The organism is Arthrobacter sp. 2MCAF15 (assembly GCF_052115605.1).
GTDB lineage: Bacteria > Actinomycetota > Actinomycetes > Actinomycetales > Micrococcaceae > Arthrobacter.
On sequence record NZ_JBFRGZ010000004.1, the window covers coordinates 303,196 to 319,915 of the forward strand.

Consider the following 16,720-nt stretch of genomic DNA (forward strand, 5'->3'; position numbering starts at 1 on the left):
CCGCCTACCTAACGCTGTGCGGCCGCGTCCCGTCGGTGGCACTCCCGGCGGAGGCCACCGGATATGCCGGGCTGGCGATGAAGACCGCTGCCTGGGTGCGGCGTTCGAATCCGAGCTTAGCCAGCAGGGAGGATACATAGTTCTTGACGGTCTTTTCCGCCAGGAACATCTCCGCGGCAATCTGCCGGTTCGTCAGTCCGCCGCCCACCAGTTCCAGTACCTTGCGTTCCTGGGGTGTGAGGGAGGCCGTACGGGGGTCAACTTCCTCGGCCTCTACCAGGCTGTCCACGACGCCGGCGGCGACGCCCTCATCGAAGAGGGACTCGCCCGCTGCTGCCCGCCGCAGGGCGCCGATCAGGTCCGTTCCGCCGATCTCCTTAAGCACATATCCGCGCGCGCCGGCCAGGACAGCGCCGCGGAGGGCCTGTTCGTCGTCGAAACTCGTCAGGATGATGCAGTTCAGGGACGGGTCCACTGACCGCACGTCGCGGCAGACTTCAATGCCGGTCCCGTCCGGAAGGCGGGCGTCCAGCACACAGACATCGGGGTGCAGGGCGGGAATCCGGCGCGTCGCCTCCACCGCGGAGCCGGAACTGCCAACCACCACGAACCCTTCGCCTTCGAGGAGTTCCTGGAGCCCGCGCCTGACGAGCTCGTGGTCATCAAGGATAAAGACGCGCATCACCGACTGCATACCCTCGGATGCAGTGAGACCTGCGTCTGCCCAGGCAATCATGATTCTCCCGTCCGGCCGCTTGGTGGACCGCTTGATCCTGTAGTTCATCGACGTATCCCAGCCCTGCCATTCTTCTGCACGGCGGGGCCACGGACAAGGGTCATAGTGCCCAGCCGGCCGGATCCGGCCGCCGTCCGTACCGCCTTCGCTGGCGTCCGCCTGCGCCCCGGGTCGGCGCCGGACCGATGGCTGGATGTCTTTTGGCCCTAGCCGCCCGGAGGGCGGGGCGAAATTATGGGAGCGGCGCCAAACCGGGCAGGATGTCCGGCCGGCACGAGGGCAAGGATTACCGATGAACGAAGCCAGGGACGTGCGCACGATCGTTGTAGGCGTAGACGGCTCGGAGGCTTCGGTGGAGGCGCTACGGCAGGCCCAGGGCCTCGCCGTGCCCCTGTCCGCCAAAGTGGTCGCCTTGGCGTGCTGGGACTATCCGCCGGTGTACGACGGCTACGTCGCCGTCGGCATCGGCGACTTTGACGTCCGGGCCGGGGAGATCCTCAACGAGGCGGTAGCGAAGGCCTTCGGCCCCGAGACTCCTGGGTACGTCGAGAGCCGCCTCGTCCAGGGGCACCCCCGCAACACCCTCATCGAGGAGAGCAAGTCGGCTGACATGCTCGTGCTCGGCCGCCGCGGCCGCGGCGGGTTCGGGGGCCTGCTGCTGGGTTCGGTCAGCTCCGCTTGTGTGGCGCACGCGCATTGCCCCGTGCTGGTGGTGCACGCACCGGAGAAGGCCTGACGCCCGCGCCGTGCCTGACTCGAAGCCGGGCCTGACTCGAAGCCGGGCCTGACGCCCGCGCCGTGCCTGACTCCAATGCCGCGCCTTACTCGAATGAAGAGCGCCGCGGATCGGACAGGCGCGTGGTCCACAGATCGGGCCTGTTGACCTTGAAGCGCCGACCGGTGAGCGCCTGAGGCGCCACACGTACGTAGTAGGCCTTCTCGCCCGGCTGCCAGGGCTCCAGGAGCAGGGCATCCGCCGCGTCCTTCTCGTCCTGGCTTTCGATGAGCTCGGCTTCGCCGCGAGCCATCACGCTCCAGGCCGACTCGTCGGCGGCGTCATAGCCGTCGATCTCGAATGCCACCGGCTTGCCCGTGATGGCGCCCCACAACTTCGTCCCGCCGGAGGTGCGGAAGACAATCCTCCGCCGCTCCAGCACGAAATTCACCGGAAAGATCTCTGGATGGCTGTCCACAATCATTGCCACGCGCCCCACGACTTCGGTATCGAACAGGGCCCAGCACTGGTCCATGGTCAGCGAGTAGTGCGGCGTGGGCGAGGTAGTGTCCATGTGGAGCCACGTTACGGACCGTCCCGGACCCCCATTAGGGCCATAAGACCCGCGGCGGGCACGTGCGTGCCGTGCGCACTGCGGGCCGCCGGTCACCAGGGACTGGGCTTGTAGTCCTTCAGGAAGACGCCGTACTGGTCCTCGCCGGTCTCGCCCATCACGATGGGGTCGTACACGCGGGCCGCGCCGTCAACCAGGTCAAGGGGTGCGTGGAAGCCCTCTTCCATGAGGCGGACCTTGGTGTAGTGCGGCCGTTCGTCCGTGATCCAGCCCGTGTCCACGGCTGTCATGAGGATGCCGTCGGCGTCGAGCATTTCCTGGGCGCTGGTGCGCGTCATCATGTTCAGCGCCGCCTTGGCCATGTTGGTGTGCGGGTGCCCGGGGCCCTTGTAGGCGCGGGAGAACTGGCCTTCCATGGCGCTGACGTTGACGATGTACTTCCGCCGGGCGGTGGAGCGCTTCATGGCCCCGCGCAACCGGCTGACCAGCAGGAACGGAGCTGTCACGTTGCACAGCTGGACTTCGAGCATCTCGAGTGGGTCCACCTCGTCCACCACCTGGGTCCAGCTGTTGATGGTGGCGAGGTCCGGCACCAGTCCACCGGCGTCGATGGCGGTACCGGAGGCAATGCGCTCCAGCGATGCTGAACCGGTGGACAGCGCCAGTGAGGTGATCGCGTCCCCGGCGAGCACGGGGTGTTCGAGCACGGTGCTGGCCAGGGCAAGCGGGTGCTTGTCATGGGCGTGGCCGAATGTGACAAGCTCGGGTCCGCCGTTGGCGGCCTGGAGGGCGGCGGGCAGCGGCTCGTCCTCGGCGTCGACGAGGGGCTTGTAGGCGTTTCCGGAGCGGCGTACCGTCTGGGCCGCGTTGTTGATGATGATGTCCAGCGGACCCGCGGCGTCGAGCGAATCTGTCAGGGCCATCACCTGGGACGGGTCGCGGAGGTCGATGCCCACGATCCGGAGCCGGTGCAGCCAGCCGGCGCTGTCCTCCATCGCGGCGAAGCGGCGGGCAGCGTCCTTGGGGAACCGGGTGGTGATGGTGGTGTGGGCGCCGTCGCGCAGGAGCCGGAGCGCGATGTACATGCCGATCTTGGCCCGGCCACCGGTGAGGAGGGCCCTGCGCCCGGTCAGATCGGTCCGGGCGTCGCGCTTGGTGTGGCTGAAGGATGCGCATTCGGGGCACAGCTGGTGATAGAAGGCGTCCACCTGCGTGTAGTGCTGCTTGCAGATGTAGCACGGCCGGGACCTGATCAGGTGCCCTGCGATCTCGCCGGTTGCGGACGGGGCAAGCTTGTTGCCGCGCGTCTCGTCGTCGATCCTGTCGGGGGCTGCCGTCGCCGTCTGGGCGATCACGGCGCGGTCCGCTTCGGCGATCTCGTCGCGCTTGCTGACCCGCCGGTGGCGCTTGACGGCCTTGAACATCTTCCCGGTGGCGCGGCGCACGGAAACGTAGTCCGGGTGCTCCTCGTCGTAGGCGTGGATCGTGTTCAGGACCTTCAAGCAGGCGCGGATCTCCTCCGGGGTCAACCCGGCAGCACCGGACTCGGCGGGACCAGGCTCGGCAGGGGGGAGATCAGAGGACAGATCGGGGGAGCTCATTGCCCTAATTTTACAGGGTGCGGGGAGCCCGGCCTGACGCCGGCGCCGGGCCCCCCGCCGGGCTATGCCGTGGGAGTTTGCTTGCCGGAGGCGTCCGCACCTACGGCGGCGGCCTGCACATCTGCGACTTTGTCCACTGACTCCCGCATTTCGGGCCAGTTTTCCGTGGCGGAAAGAACGGCCGACGGCACCAAGCGCAGGTTGGCGGCCGAGAGCGCACGTTCCGCGTCGCTGGGATCCGGGACCAGCTGCCCCTTGGACAGGACCGTGATTCCGGAGTCGGTGACCTTGAATCCGCGGGCGCGGTCCAGCTCGGGGTCGAGGCCGATCGCGGCCCCGGCCGGAACCTTGACGTTCTTGTCGAGGATGGCACGCTTGATCACCGCGCCCTCGCCCACATTGACCTTGTCCATCAGGACAGAATCCAGGACCCGGCTGGACGTGCCGACGTAGACGTCGTTGGAGAGTACCGAGCCCTCCACGATGCCGCCGGAGACGACGACGCCGTTGGCCACGATGGAGTCGAGGGCGGTGCCTACCGTGTTGGATTTGCCGCGCACGAACTTGGCCGGCGGCGAGACGCTCTGCCGGGTGTAGATCGGCCACTCGGAGTTGTAGAGGTTGAACACCGGGACGGGGGAGATCAGGTCCATGTGGGCGTCGTAGAACGAGTCGATGGTGCCGACGTCGCGCCAGTAGGTGCGGTCCCGTTCCGTCGATCCGGGAATGTCGTTGAGAGTGAAGTCGTAAACGCCGGCCTCACCCTTGGTGACGAAGTAGGGGATGATGTCCCCGCCCATGTCGTGCTTGGTGTCCAGGCGCTCGGCGTCGACGTGGAGGGCTTCGACCAGGGCGTCGGCGTCGAACACGTAGTTGCCCATGGAGGCCAGGAACTGGCTCGGATCGGCCGCGAGGCCGGGCGTCGAGGACGGCTTTTCGACGAACGCGGCGATCTTGTCCGGGTTCTCCGCGTCGGTTTCGATCACGCCGAACTGGTCCGCCATGTGCAGCGGCTGGCGGACGGCGGCCACAGTCGCCTTGGCCCCGCTGGCCACGTGTTGGGCCACCATCTGGGAGAAGTCCATCCGGTAGACGTGGTCTGCGCCGACCACGACGACGATGTCGGGATTGGCGTCATGGATCAGGTTCAGGGACTGGTAGATGGCGTTGGCGCTGCCCAGGAACCAGCTCTTACCGACGCGCTGTTGGGCCGGAACGGAGGCCACGTAGTTGCCCAATTGGGTGGACAAACGCCACGTTTCGGAAATGTGCCGGTCAAGGCTGTGCGACTTGTATTGCGTCAGCACCACAATTTGCAGATACCGGGAATTCACAAGATTGGAAAGGGCAAAGTCAATAAGCCGGTAGCTCCCGGCAAAGGGCACGCCCGGCTTGGCCCGGTCCGCCGTCAACGGCATGAGCCGGTTTCCCTCGCCACCTGCGAGGACAATTGCCAAGACTTTCTTTTGATGCGGCATGGTGATCGCTCCTGAACGCCTTCGTTACTCCCCAAAACAGTCCGGCATGCCCGAACGTCTTCACACTAGATCAGTTCCACCGTAACGACTACCTTGGTGCATGTGCGAATAGATATTGTGACTAAAGAATTCCCGCCGGAAATCTATGGCGGCGCCGGAGTCCATGTGGCCGAGCTCAGCAGGGTGCTGGCCCAACATGTGGACCTACAGGTGCGTGCCTTCGGCGCGCCCCGTGAGCCCGGGTATCACGGGGCGACTGTCACGTCGTACTCCGTGCCCGAAGACCTGGGTTCAGCAAACGCCGCCATCCAGACCCTCGGGGTGGACCTGAGGATCGTCCCGGACATCGCCGGGGCGGATCTGGTCCACTCCCACACCTGGTACGCCAACATGGCCGGACATATCGCGTCGCTGCTCCACGGCATCCCGCATGTCCTCAGCGCCCACAGCCTGGAGCCGTTGCGACCGTGGAAGGCCGAGCAGCTCGGTGGCGGATACGCCGTCTCCTCCTGGGTGGAAAAGACCGCCTATGAGGCCGCTGCCGCCATCATCGCCGTCTCGGAAGGGATGCGCCAGGACATCCTGCGCAGCTACCCGGACGTTGACCCGGCCAAAGTCAGGGTGGTCCACAACGGCATCGATGTCAGCCACTGGACCCGGGATGAGGACGATGACATCATCCGCGAGCTCGGCATCGATCCGGAGCGGCCGAGCGTTGTCTTCGTCGGCCGGAACACCCGGCAGAAGGGCGTTCCGTACCTGTTGCGGGCCGCCGCCAAGCTCCCGGCCGACGTCCAGCTCGTCCTGTGCCTGGGTGCCGCCGACACGCCGGAGCTGGCGGCCGAAACGGCACGCCTGATCGAGGAGCTGCAGAGCCAGCGCAGCGGCGTGATCCTGATCGAGCGGATGCTTCCCCGCAAGGAGGTCATCCAGGTGCTGAGCCACGCGACGGCGTTCGCGTGCCCGTCCATCTACGAGCCGCTGGGCATCGTGAACCTCGAGGCGATGGCGTGCGGCGCCGCCGTCGTCGCAAGCGCCACCGGCGGCATCCCCGAAGTTGTCCAGCACGGCGAGACCGGACTGCTCGTCCCGATCGAGCAGGTCACCGACGGTACGGGCATCCCGCTGGACCCGGAGAAGTTCGTCACCGACTTTGCCGAGGCACTCATCGATGTGGTGTCCGATCCCGCCCGGGCGCGCGCCATGGGCGTGGCCGGCCGGCGCAGGGCCGAGGAGCACTTCTCCTGGGAGTCCATCACCGAGACCACACTCGAGGTCTACCGCTCAGTGCTCGACAAATCGGCGCTCAACAAATCAGCGCTCAACAAGGACTCCTGACAAAGCATTCAAACAGCAGAACGACGACGGCGCCGCCCCGGCTGAGGGGGCGGCGCCGTCGTCGTAATCCGGCCGTTACAGAGGACGCGAAGCTGTTAGCGGGTGGCTCGTGCGCCGGAAGCTTTTGTCCCGTTGGCCGCGCGCGCAAGCAGGATCTTTTCATCCAGGGGTGCCTGGCCGCTGGCGCGCTGCTTCCGGAAGTAGTCCCGGGCCTCGTCCTGGCGCGCTTTTTCCGCGCCGGTGGAGATCTCCGCGCGGAGGTGCTCGGGACCGTAGCCGAAGGCGTCCACGAGGTCGACGGCGTGGGGGCGGATCTTCACGAGCAGGCGGTTGATGTATTCGCCCACGGTGCGGCCGCGCTGCATCGAGAGCCTGCCGTTCATGAGGTACCAGGCCAGGTTTTTCTCGATGAGGGACAGGCCGAAGAGATCACGCAGCCAGGTCAGGACCTTGTGCGTGCCGGGGTCGGTCACTTTTCCGAGGGCCTCGGTGAAGGCCTCCCACTGCAGCAACTCCGCGTGGGCCTGGGCAGCTTCGATGAGTTCGTGCTGGTGGGCGTTGAACAACGCGGCGCCCTGCTGCTGCGGGAGCCTGTTCGCGCCCTTCAGGGCTGAGGCGACCTCCGCGACCATGGTCTGGACCCGGTCGGTCAGCAGGGTTCGCTGGCTGGCTTCGTCCTTGATTGCCAGGGCCGCCTTCTGCACTGATCCGGTGTCCGCCACGAACTGGGCGACGCCGCGCAGCCCGGTGCGGTGGATGGCGACGCCGGTGGCCTGGCCCACGACGTAGCGGGCCAGCACGCCGAAGTTCACGCTGCGGAATTCCTTGGCGTAGTCGGCCAGCAGGCGCTTGGCGACCAGCTGCAGCAGGACAGTGTTGTCGCCCTCGAACGTGGCGTACACGTCCAGGTCTGCACGCAGCGAGGCGAAGCGGTTCTCGATCAGGAAGCCGGCGCCGCCGCAGGCCTCGCGGCATTCCTGCAGGGTGTCCAGGGCGTGCCAGGTGCTGAGCGGCTTGAGGGCGGCCGCGAGGGTTTCGAGGTCCTGCCGGTCCTCCTCGGTGTCGTGACGGCCCGAGAAGACGTCGTCGAATTTCTGCAGCAGCTGCTCGCTGGCGAAGCTCGCGGCGTACGTGGTGGCCAGCCGGGTGAAGAGCCGGCGCTGGTGCCGCTGGTAGTCGAGCAGGACCTCCTCATCGGTCTGGGAGGAGGCATTGAACTGCCGGCGTTCCGTGGCGTACTGGATGGCGGTTTTCAGGGCCAGCTTCGATGCCGTCACGGCGGCGCCGTCGAGCGAGACGCGGCCCTGGACCAGCGTGCCGAGCATGGTGAAGAAGCGGCGGCCCGGGCTGGCGATGGGGGAGGTGTAGTTGCCCTCGGCGTCGACGTCGCCGTAGCGGTTCAGCAGGTTGGTGCGCGGGATCCGGACCTGGGTGAAGTGCAGCCGGCCGTTGTCGATGCCGTTCAGGCCGCCCTTGACGCCGTCGTCCTCTCCGCCGATGCCCGGCAGGAACTCCTTGGTCTCGGGGTCCCGGAGGTCCATGTAGAACGCGTGCACGCCGTGGTTGACGCCCTTGGTCACCAGCTGGGCGAACACGACGGCGGCCAGGCCATCGGAGGCGGCGTTGCCGATGTAGTCCTTCCACGCGGCCCGGAACGGCGTGTGGACCACGAACTCCCCGGCTGCGGGGTCGTAGGTGGCCGTGGTGGCGATGCTGGCGACGTCGGATCCGTGGCCGGTCTCGGTCATGGCGAAGCAGCCCGGGATCTCCAGGCTCATGATGCCCGGCAGCCACTTGGCGTGGTGGTCGGCGGTGCCGAGGTGGTTCACGGCGGAGCCGAAGAGTCCCCACTGGACGCCGGCCTTGATCTGCAGTGACGGGTCGGCGATGACCAGTTCCTGGAAGCCGGCCACGTTCCCTCCGTGATCGTCCGAGCCGCCCACGGAGGCCGGGAAGGCGCGGTGGACGGCACCATTGTGGACGAGGATCTTGAGCTGTCCGAACGCGCGTTGGCGGTGCTCGGTGTGGGTCAGCCCCTCGATCTTGTGCAGTTCCGGGCGGCCGGCGAGGGCCCTGGACGTCAGGCGGATGTCGGCCCATTGGCCGAGCAGCTGTTTGCCCAGGGCTGCGACGTCGACGGCGGGCGCCTCAGCGGAACCGGGTCGGGAGCCGGGTTGCGCGTCGGTGCGGCCGGCTGCTGTGGGTTCGGCCGGCAGTTGTGGTCGCGGCGTGCGGCGTGGCGCGTTGCCGGTGGTGCGGTCGGCTAGTTCAGTCATGTCGATTCCTTCTTTGGTTCTGACAATCTCTAGTTCTGGCAATTCAGTTCGCAGGCGTGGGACCGGTGTGTCCGGGCCGGGCCGTGTCCTCGCCCGCCGGGTCGCCCGGGTTCGATGGACCAGCCTGTGCCAGGGCCGCTGACTGCAGTTCGGGCGCGATTCCGAAGCAGAGCCAGTCCGTGATCTGCCGGGCCATGGCTTCCTGGTCCGGCTTGGCGGGTCCGGGCGGGCTGGCCAGCCACTGCTCCCCGGCGTTCCGAACCAGGCCGATCGCGGCGTTCGGCCAGTAGCCGATCACGGCTTCCTTGTCCTGGCCGCTGCCCAGGTGGCTGCGCATGGGCCGGGCAATCATGTCGCTGATGGCGGCGAAGAAGTGGCTCAACGCCCCAGCGGTGGATACCGGCGCGCTGGCGGCATCCGCTTCGCCCGGGGCATGGCGGGTGACGAAGGTATAGACATTCGGGCTGGTCTCGGCCATCTGCAGGTAGGCGGACACCATGGCGAACAGGCCTTCGCGGGGGGTCTGGGCGCTCTGGGCCGCCTCCTGGATGCGCCGCTGCATCTGGCTCAGGACCACCTCGCCGACGGCCTGCTGGAGCCCGGCTTTGTCGCCGAAATAGCGGTAGAAGACAGACTTTGACGTTCCCGCGGCCGCGGCGATGTCCTCCATGGACGCGTCGCTGCCAAGGGCGTGCACTGCCCGCCGGGCCGATTTGATGAGCTCCCGCCGCCGTTCCTCGCGGTGCGACTGCCAGCGGGAAGCGCGGCCGTCGACGGCGGTGTGCCCGTCGGGCGCGGTTGCGTCGGAGATGTTCACGATACCCAGCGTATCAGGTACGCTGGGTATCGGTAACCGCTTTGATTGAAGGAGACAGCCCATGTCCGTCAACGGACAGTCAGTGCCCCGCCCCCAACCAGCCGCCGAATCAGCTGCCGCACCAGCCGCAGCAGGGGAGGCGCCCGCCGCCTCGGCGCGGCTCCGCAAGGCTGTGGTGGTGGGCGGCAACCGCATCCCGTTCGCCCGGACCGGCGGCGCGTACACCAAGTCCTCCAACCAGGACATGCTGACCGCCGCCCTGGACGGACTGATCGCCCGCTTCGGCCTCCAGGATGAGCGGATCGGCGAAGTCGCTGCCGGAGCTGTCCTGAAGCACTCCCGCGATTTCAACCTCACCCGGGAGGCAGTGCTCGGCTCGGCCCTTTCCGCCGAGACCCCGGCATACGACCTCCAGCAGGCCTGCGCCACCGGCCTTGAAACGGTGCTCGGCCTGGCCAACAAGATCAAGCTGGGCCAGATCGAGTCCGCAATCGCCGGCGGCGTCGACTCGGCCTCCGACGCCCCCATCGCCGTCAGCGAAGGACTCCGCGAGGTGCTCCTGGACCTCAACCGCGCCAAAACGGTATCCCGGAAGCTGCAGGTGCTCAGCCGGCTCCGGCCCAAGGACCTCGCCCCGGATGCCCCCAACACGGGGGAGCCGCGGACGGGACTGTCCATGGGCGAGCACCAGGCGCTGACCACTGCACAGTGGAAGATCACACGCGAGGCCCAGGATGAGCTCGCCTTCAACAGCCACCGGAACCTTGCCGCAGCCTACGACGCCGGCTTCTTCGACGACCTCCTGACCCCCTACCGTGGCCTGAGCCGCGACTCGAACCTGCGGGCCGATACCAGCCTGGAGAAGCTGGCCACGCTCAAGCCCGTATTCGGCAAAAACCTCGGCGCCGAGGCGACCATGACGGCCGGCAACTCCACCCCGCTGACCGACGGCGCCTCCACCGTGCTGCTCGCCTCCGAGGAATGGGCCGACGCCCACGACCTCCCCAAGCTCGCCACGGTAGTCGACGGCGAGGCTGCCGCCGTCGACTTCGTCCACGGCAAGGACGGGCTTCTCATGGCGCCGGCGTTCGCGGTGCCCCGGCTGCTCGCACGGCACAACCTCACCCTCGAGGACGTCGACTTCTTCGAGATCCACGAGGCCTTCGCCGGCACGGTGCTGAGCACCCTGGCCGCCTGGGAGGACGAGGAATTCGGCCGCACCCGCCTCGGCCTGGACGGTGCCTTCGGCAGCATCGACCGTTCCAAACTGAACGTCAACGGCTCATCGCTCGCCGCCGGACACCCCTTCGCTGCCACCGGCGGCCGGATCGTGGCGTCGCTGGCCAAGACCCTGCACACCACCGGCCAGGTCAACGGGCGCCCGGCCCGCGGCCTTGTCTCCATCTGCGCCGCCGGCGGCCAGGGCGTCGTCGCGATCCTCGAAGCACTCTAAGGAGCATCGGATGAGCGACAAATACACGCAGTTCGTCAGCCACGGACTCGGCAAGGACATCGCCAAGCGGCTCGGGCTCCCACAGCCGGTGGCCCTCCGGCGGTACCAGCCCGGCGGCCCCCTCATCGAAGGTCCCGTCCTCGTCCAGGGGTCAACCAGGGGCGCCGACGACCTCGCCGCCACCCTCCTGGCCTGGAACCTGGACGTCCGCCGCCACGCGATACCCAAGGAAAAGCTCGGCGCCATCATCCTGGTCCTGGACGAACTTGCCCACCCCGGCGACCTGGAGATGCCGGTTCTCACCGCCGCCGGCTCCCTGCGTGATCTCGCCCGGAACAGCCGCGTCATCACCGTGTCCCGCACGGCGCATACCGCCGCGGATCCGGCGGCGGCAGCGGCCCGGCAGGGCGTGGACGGTCTCCTGCGGTCGCTGGCGAAGGAACTCCGCGCCGGCGCCACCGGGAACGGCATCCTGCTCGCCGACGGCGCCGGGACCACCAGCCCCGGAACGCTCGGTGCAGTGCGGTTCTTCCTGTCGGGCCGCTCGGCCTTCGTGGACGGGCAGTTCCTGACCGTCAGCTCCGGCGCGGGTCAGCTGCCCGACGACGTCGACAAGCCGCTGGCCGGCAAGGTGGCCGTCGTGACCGGCGCCGCCCGGGGAATCGGCGCCGCGATCGCCCGCACCCTGCACCGCGACGGCGCCACGCTGATCCTCGTCGACATCCCGGCGGCCGGGGACCACCTTGCGGAGGTGGCCAACGAGGTCCGCGGGACGGCGCTGCAGCTGGACATCAGCCGCGAGGACGCCGGACAGCGGATCATCGAGCACGCGGCGGCACGTCACGGCCGGCTGGACATCATGATCCACAACGCCGGAATTACCCGTGACAAGCTGCTGGCCAACATGGACGCGGGCCGCTGGAACTCCGTGATCGGCGTCAACATCGCCGCGCAGCTGCGGATCAACGAGGCACTCCTTGCCTCGGACCACTTCGGCGAATCGCCCCGCATAGTGTCCGTGGCCTCTACGAGCGGCATCGCCGGAAACCGCGGCCAGACCAACTATGCCGCGTCCAAGGCCGGCGTGGTTGGCATGGTGCGCGCCACGGCTCCGCTGATCGGTGAGCGCGGCGGGTCCATCAACGCAGTGGCCCCGGGTTTCATCGAAACTGAGATGACCGCCAGGATCCCCTTCGCCACCCGCGAAGTGGCCCGGCGGCTCAATTCCCTCCAGCAGGGCGGCCGGCCGGGCGACGTCGCCGAGGCCATCGCGTTCCTGGCCAGCGACGCAGCGGGCGGCATCTCCGGGGAGGTGCTGCGGGTCTGCGGGCAAAACCTGGTCGGCGCATGAGCGGTTCCCAGACCGTCATCCTGGGCGAGATGCCTGCCCTGTCCAAGCTCTACGTCAACGCGGCGGCCGCCGCGGCACGTCGCCGGGTGCTGGGTACCCACGGCGGCACGCAACTGCCGGCCTACACTCACGAGGTCCGTGGCGTGAAGGCGGACGTAGGCAACCTGACCGCCTATCAGCACCTGATCGGCGAGAGCGCGAGCGACGTCCTCCCCGCCGGTTTTATCCATGCCCTGGCGTTTCCGCTGGCCATGAGCGTCATGAACCGGGACGATTTCCCGCTGCCGCTGCTCGGCATGATCCACCTGAGCAATAAGGTGGTGCAGTCCTCGCCGGTTCTGTTCAGCCAGGCCCTGGACATCCGGGCCCGGGTGGAGAACCTGCGCGGGCACCGGGCCGGCACCCAGCTCGACCTCGTGGCGGAGGTCCGTGCCGGAGGGCAGGAGAACCTCAGCTGGCGCGGGGTCTCGACCTATCTGGCCAAGGGCGTGTTCCTTCCGGGGATCGACAAGCCCTCGGTGCCCGTGACGCCGCCGCCGTTCTCGGTGCCGGATCCGACGGCCCTGTGGCAGCTGGGCGTCGACACCGGGCGCGCCTACGCGGCCGTGTCCGGCGATTTCAACCCCATCCATCTCAGCGTCCTGACGGCCAAGGCCTTGGGTCTCCGCCGTTCCCTTGCCCACGGCATGTACCTGGCGTCGCGGGCGCTGGCCGACGTCGGCGCCGTCAGGGGGGATTCGTTCAGCTGGGACGTGGCCTTCGAGGCGCCGGTGTTCCTGCCGGCCCGGGTGGCGCTGGACATCAGCAGCATGCAGGCCGACGGCGGCGCCTGGCAGCGCTCCGACTACGTGGCGTGGAACGCACTCTCCGGGCGCCGGCACATCAGCGGTTCTGTCGCGGCGCTGCCGTAGCCGCCGTCGTTCCCGCCGCACGCCTTCCCGGCTGGCGGTGCGCTCCGTTGCCTGGCTTGCGGGCGGGTTGGCCTGTTGTGACCTATGCCCGACCTATGCCGCCGGTTGGGCCCCGGGTTGTGCCTCTGGCCGGCCGGGCGTGGCCACCTTCAGCATGCGGTGCAGGCTCAGGAGGATGGATTCCACCGCGCTCGGGGCATCCTTGCTGTGCTCTTCGGAGCCCAGCCGGGCGGTGAGTTCGTTGATCCCCGCATCGGCGGTGACGGCCAGCTCGGCCTGGCGTTCGGGCTGTTCTTCCTCCATGGCACGGAGGACGTCGCCGACGGAGGACAGGGCGTCCGCGAGGGGGGCCGCGTAGGCGTCCGGAATCACGAACGGGGTGTCCTCGTCCCAGATGACCTCGGAGAGCACTTGGGTCACGTCCTGGACGTGGAACGTCAGCCGCTCGAGGTCCCGCAGGTTCCGGTAATCGAGGTCCAGGTCGTGCGGATGCAGGTGGCGGCGGGGATTGGCCTGGCGGCTCGCGTCGGCCTTCTCCACGGCGAGGCGCACGGACCGGGCGTGTGCCGCGAGCGCTTCCGACCGGCGCGACCAGTTTTGATGTTCCGGCGGCCAGCTTTCCTTCAGGGCCTTGCCCATGTCCCAGAGTTGCTGGGCGAGGGCCTGGCGCAATTCCGCGATGCTCAGGGCGGCGGCCCGGAAATGCAGCGGCGGGAAGACCAGCAGGTTCACGATGATGCCCACCGTGACGCCGACGCCCATCTGGAAGAGGTACCCGAAGGAGAACGTGTCCGGATTATGTCCGCCGACCAGCAGCACCAGGAGCGCCGCCGTCGGGATCCAGTCCCGGCCCGAGCCGATCTTCGGCAGCCCGGCCAGGATTACGCCCAGGCCCATGACTAGCGCGACCGTGAGCGGAGTGGGCGAACCGAGGCTGAAGAGCATGAACGCGAGGCCGACGCCGATCGCCAGGCCGACGAGCGTCTGGAGGCCCTGGCGCATGGAACCGGCAACGTTCTCGTACATGGCCACCAGGGCGCCGAGCGGTGCGTAGTACGGGTACTCGGCAGCGGAGCCGGGCATGAACGGAGCGATCGCGAAGGCGATGCCCGCGGCCAGTCCCGCCTTCAGGGCCAGCTGGAGGCGGGGCCACAGGATTGCCGCGGAGACGGCATGGGACACGTTGCGGGTCCATCGGCGCGGCGCGGAGGGTGGGCTGCCGGCTGTCTTTTCTGGGGTGACCATCCCGGCTCACCCTAGGGCCGGAAGCTTGCTGCGACAAGTGGACTAACCTGCCGCGGCTGTGGTCACTTCCCGACTGACCGGCGGGGGAACCGCTCAGGCTGCGCCGTGTCCGGGGGTGACCTCTTCACCGGCGCGGACCGGTCCCGGCGGTGTGCCGGTGCCAAACGGCCGGCCGCCCAGCGCTTCGCGGCCGTGTTCCGAGAGCCAGTTGCCGAGTGCGGGGCCGCGGGGGACCACTCCGGTGGGATTGATGTCCTCATGAACGATGTAGTAGTGCTGCTTGATCTGGACGAAGTCGGTGGTGTCGCCGAATCCGGGCGTCTGGAACAGATCGCGGGCGTAAGCCCACAGGACCGGCATCTCGCTGAGCTTTTGCCGGTTGCACTTGAAGTGGCCGTGGTAGACGGCGTCGAAGCGGGCCAGTGTGGTGAACAGGCGGACATCTGCCTCGGTGATGGTGTCGCCCACGAGGTAGCGCTGCCCTGCCAGCCGTTCTTCGAGCCAGTCCAGGGCCGTCCAGAGCCGGTCGTAGGCGGCGTCGTAGGTCTCCTGCGAACCGGCAAAGCCACACCGGTAGACGCCGTTGTTCACCTCGGTGAAGACGCGCCTGTTGACGGCATCGATCTCATCCCTCAGGTGCTCCGGGTACAGCTGCGGCGCCCCGGCCCGGTGGAACTGTTCCCATTCGGTGGAAAAGTCGAGCGTGATCTGGGCAAAGTCGTTCGTCACTACCTGTCCACTCGGAACGTCTACGATCGCCGGGACGGTAATCCCGCGGGGGTAGTCGGGGAAGCGGCGGAAGTAGGCGTCCTGGATGCGCTCGATCCGCAGGACGGGATCCCTGCCGTCCGGGTCCAGGTCAAACGTCCAGGACCGGACATCGTGGGTGGGGCCGGGCTGGCCGAGCGAGATGACGTCCTCCAGGCCGAGCAACCGCCGCACGATCACCGTGCGGTTGGCCCACGGGCACGCGCGCGCCGCGATGAGGCGGTAGCGTCCCGGCTCCACCGGCCAGCCCGGCTCTCCGTTGCTCCCCGGTGCGCCGTCCCGGGTGATCCGGTCCTCAATGTAGTTGGTGTCCCGGGTGAATTCCGCGCCGCCGGTCACGTAGGCGCCTTTGGTGCTGAATCCGGGATCGTCGGTGTGGGTAGTCTGGCTCATGGTCCCAGCCTAAGGCCGGGAATTAGACGGCCCGAACTCCGCTGCTACAGTGCCGTGAACACCGGCGCCATCGGCTGCCAGGCAAACCACCAGGCACCGGCCACTACCGCGGCGAAGAGTGCAATCCACATCACGGCGGGAACAGAGGTAGCCCGAGCCAGGAGATAGGCGTCCGACGTCGGCAGCCTCTCACGGTGCCGCAGATGGACGTTGGCGAGTTTGCCGAGGTCCCGGACGGCTGCGACCAGGAGCGCGAGTCCGAGCACGATCATCACGTGTCCGTTGAACGCCGGCGGCACGAACAGCACCAGGAGCGCGGCGGCCAGCACCGCTGCGGCGGTGATGAGGAGCCCGACGCCGTTGCGGAGGAACAGGAATGAGGCCAGCAGGATCAGTGTGCCCACTGACATCGCGGCCGGGCCCCAGCCGTTGAAACCGCACCACACCATCAGGGCGCCGACGACGGCGGGGACCGGGTAGCCCCAAAAAGTCGACCAGGCGGCCGAGAGCCGGCTCCTGCTGTATGTCGTGGTGGTGCCGGAGTGGTCCAGGCCCAGCCGGATGCCGCCGAGCCGCTGGCCGGTGGTCAGGGCGGCAAACGCGTGGCCGAGTTCGTGGGTCACGGTGCCAAGCAGGCCGAAGTAGCGCCACGTCAGGCGGGGCAAGGACAGTGCGACGGCCAGTACCATCACGACGACGAGCTCGGTGCCGGTCACGTGCGGACTGGGAGCGTGCGAGAAACCTGCAACGATCCGGTCCCACCACGTCACGGCGAGGTTCGGTTCCGCGGGCAGGCCGAGCCCGGTCATGCCCGGCCCCAGGCGTGGCCGATGAAATGCGGGGCCCAGGGCACGGCCCCCAGCCGGCCCTCCGGAATCCGGTCGCCATGAAGGGTGGGCAGGAGGGCAAGCTTCCGGTCACGTTCCTCGTGCAGCAGGACCCGGAACCGTTCGACGTCAACCATAGACTGCAAGGCTAGCGCGGACGCCGTGGCGGCGCCTAAACGGACCGACGGGCCAGGCCGCGTGCCTGTGCAGGGGAATGACTCCAAGGAACACCCCGCA

Annotated in this window: 15 protein-coding genes; 5 read left to right on the forward strand and 10 right to left on the reverse strand. The window is 68.1% G+C overall.

Translation table 11 applies throughout. The features are described from left to right. Positions 1–4: 4 nt before the first annotated feature. On the reverse strand, positions 5–736 hold the full coding sequence (locus AB4089_RS07315; RefSeq protein ID WP_441408688.1) for a response regulator: 732 nt from the start codon (positions 734–736) through the stop codon (positions 5–7). A gap of 292 nt (positions 737–1,028) precedes the next feature. Between AB4089_RS07315 and AB4089_RS07320 the strand changes: the two genes are divergently transcribed. Further along, positions 1,029–1,472: a universal stress protein gene (locus tag AB4089_RS07320; RefSeq protein WP_441408629.1), complete on the forward strand. Its 444-nt coding sequence runs from the start codon at positions 1,029–1,031 to the stop codon at positions 1,470–1,472. Between the two features lie 85 nt (positions 1,473–1,557). On the opposite strand, the gene AB4089_RS07325 is transcribed toward AB4089_RS07320, so the two are convergent. The 3 genes from AB4089_RS07325 to glgC all read right to left on the reverse strand — a co-directional run bounded on the left by AB4089_RS07325 (position 1,558) and on the right by glgC (position 5,104). Then, positions 1,558–2,025, reverse strand: coding sequence for a pyridoxamine 5'-phosphate oxidase family protein (locus AB4089_RS07325; RefSeq protein WP_441408630.1), 468 nt, complete (start codon positions 2,023–2,025; stop codon positions 1,558–1,560). A gap of 92 nt (positions 2,026–2,117) precedes the next feature. After that, positions 2,118–3,626: an SDR family NAD(P)-dependent oxidoreductase gene (locus AB4089_RS07330; RefSeq protein ID WP_441408631.1), complete on the reverse strand. Its 1,509-nt coding sequence runs from the start codon at positions 3,624–3,626 to the stop codon at positions 2,118–2,120. A gap of 62 nt (positions 3,627–3,688) precedes the next feature. Next, complete coding sequence (gene glgC / locus AB4089_RS07335; RefSeq protein WP_441408632.1) at positions 3,689–5,104, reverse strand: glucose-1-phosphate adenylyltransferase; 1,416 nt, start codon at positions 5,102–5,104, stop codon at positions 3,689–3,691. Between the two features lie 102 nt (positions 5,105–5,206). Here glgC and glgA point away from each other — a divergent pair, with 102 nt between their 5' ends. Next, a complete protein-coding gene (gene glgA, locus AB4089_RS07340) occupies positions 5,207–6,442 on the forward strand; it encodes a glycogen synthase (RefSeq protein WP_441408633.1) in 1,236 nt (411 codons plus the stop codon). A 95-nt stretch (positions 6,443–6,537) separates the two neighbouring features. Here the strand turns inward: glgA and AB4089_RS07345 are convergent, their stop codons facing one another. Beyond that, entirely contained in the window at positions 6,538–8,718 is a 2,181-nt protein-coding gene (locus AB4089_RS07345; protein WP_441408634.1) for an acyl-CoA dehydrogenase family protein, read from the reverse strand. 43 nt (positions 8,719–8,761) lie between these two features. Continuing rightward, positions 8,762–9,535 (reverse strand): TetR family transcriptional regulator, encoded by a 774-nt coding sequence (locus AB4089_RS07350; RefSeq protein WP_441408635.1) that lies wholly within the window; start codon positions 9,533–9,535, stop codon positions 8,762–8,764. Between the two features lie 61 nt (positions 9,536–9,596). On the opposite strand from AB4089_RS07350, the gene AB4089_RS07355 reads away from it, so the two are divergent. The 3 genes from AB4089_RS07355 to AB4089_RS07365 are packed head-to-tail and all read left to right on the forward strand — an operon-like array spanning position 9,597 to position 13,250. Next, on the forward strand, positions 9,597–10,988 hold the full coding sequence (locus AB4089_RS07355) for an acetyl-CoA C-acetyltransferase (protein WP_441408636.1): 1,392 nt from the start codon (positions 9,597–9,599) through the stop codon (positions 10,986–10,988). A 10-nt stretch (positions 10,989–10,998) separates the two neighbouring features. Further along, positions 10,999–12,339: a 3-oxoacyl-ACP reductase gene (locus AB4089_RS07360; RefSeq protein WP_441408637.1), complete on the forward strand. Its 1,341-nt coding sequence runs from the start codon at positions 10,999–11,001 to the stop codon at positions 12,337–12,339. Next, a complete protein-coding gene (locus tag AB4089_RS07365) occupies positions 12,336–13,250 on the forward strand; it encodes a MaoC family dehydratase (RefSeq protein ID WP_441408638.1) in 915 nt (304 codons plus the stop codon). The genes AB4089_RS07360 and AB4089_RS07365 overlap by 4 nt, the downstream gene beginning before the upstream one ends. A 93-nt stretch (positions 13,251–13,343) precedes the next feature. Here the strand turns inward: AB4089_RS07365 and AB4089_RS07370 are convergent, their stop codons facing one another. The 4 genes from AB4089_RS07370 to AB4089_RS07385 all read right to left on the reverse strand — a co-directional run bounded on the left by AB4089_RS07370 (position 13,344) and on the right by AB4089_RS07385 (position 16,620). Beyond that, on the reverse strand, positions 13,344–14,495 hold the full coding sequence (locus AB4089_RS07370) for an FUSC family protein (RefSeq protein ID WP_441408639.1): 1,152 nt from the start codon (positions 14,493–14,495) through the stop codon (positions 13,344–13,346). A 93-nt stretch (positions 14,496–14,588) separates the two neighbouring features. Continuing rightward, a complete protein-coding gene (locus AB4089_RS07375) occupies positions 14,589–15,656 on the reverse strand; it encodes a glutathione S-transferase family protein (protein WP_441408640.1) in 1,068 nt (355 codons plus the stop codon). Positions 15,657–15,700: 44 nt separating this feature from the next. Further along, on the reverse strand, positions 15,701–16,465 hold the full coding sequence (locus AB4089_RS07380; protein WP_441408641.1) for a M50 family metallopeptidase: 765 nt from the start codon (positions 16,463–16,465) through the stop codon (positions 15,701–15,703). Continuing rightward, entirely contained in the window at positions 16,462–16,620 is a 159-nt protein-coding gene (locus AB4089_RS07385) for a hypothetical protein (RefSeq protein ID WP_441408642.1), read from the reverse strand. The genes AB4089_RS07380 and AB4089_RS07385 overlap by 4 nt, the downstream gene beginning before the upstream one ends. Between the last annotated feature and the right edge of the window lie 100 nt (positions 16,621–16,720).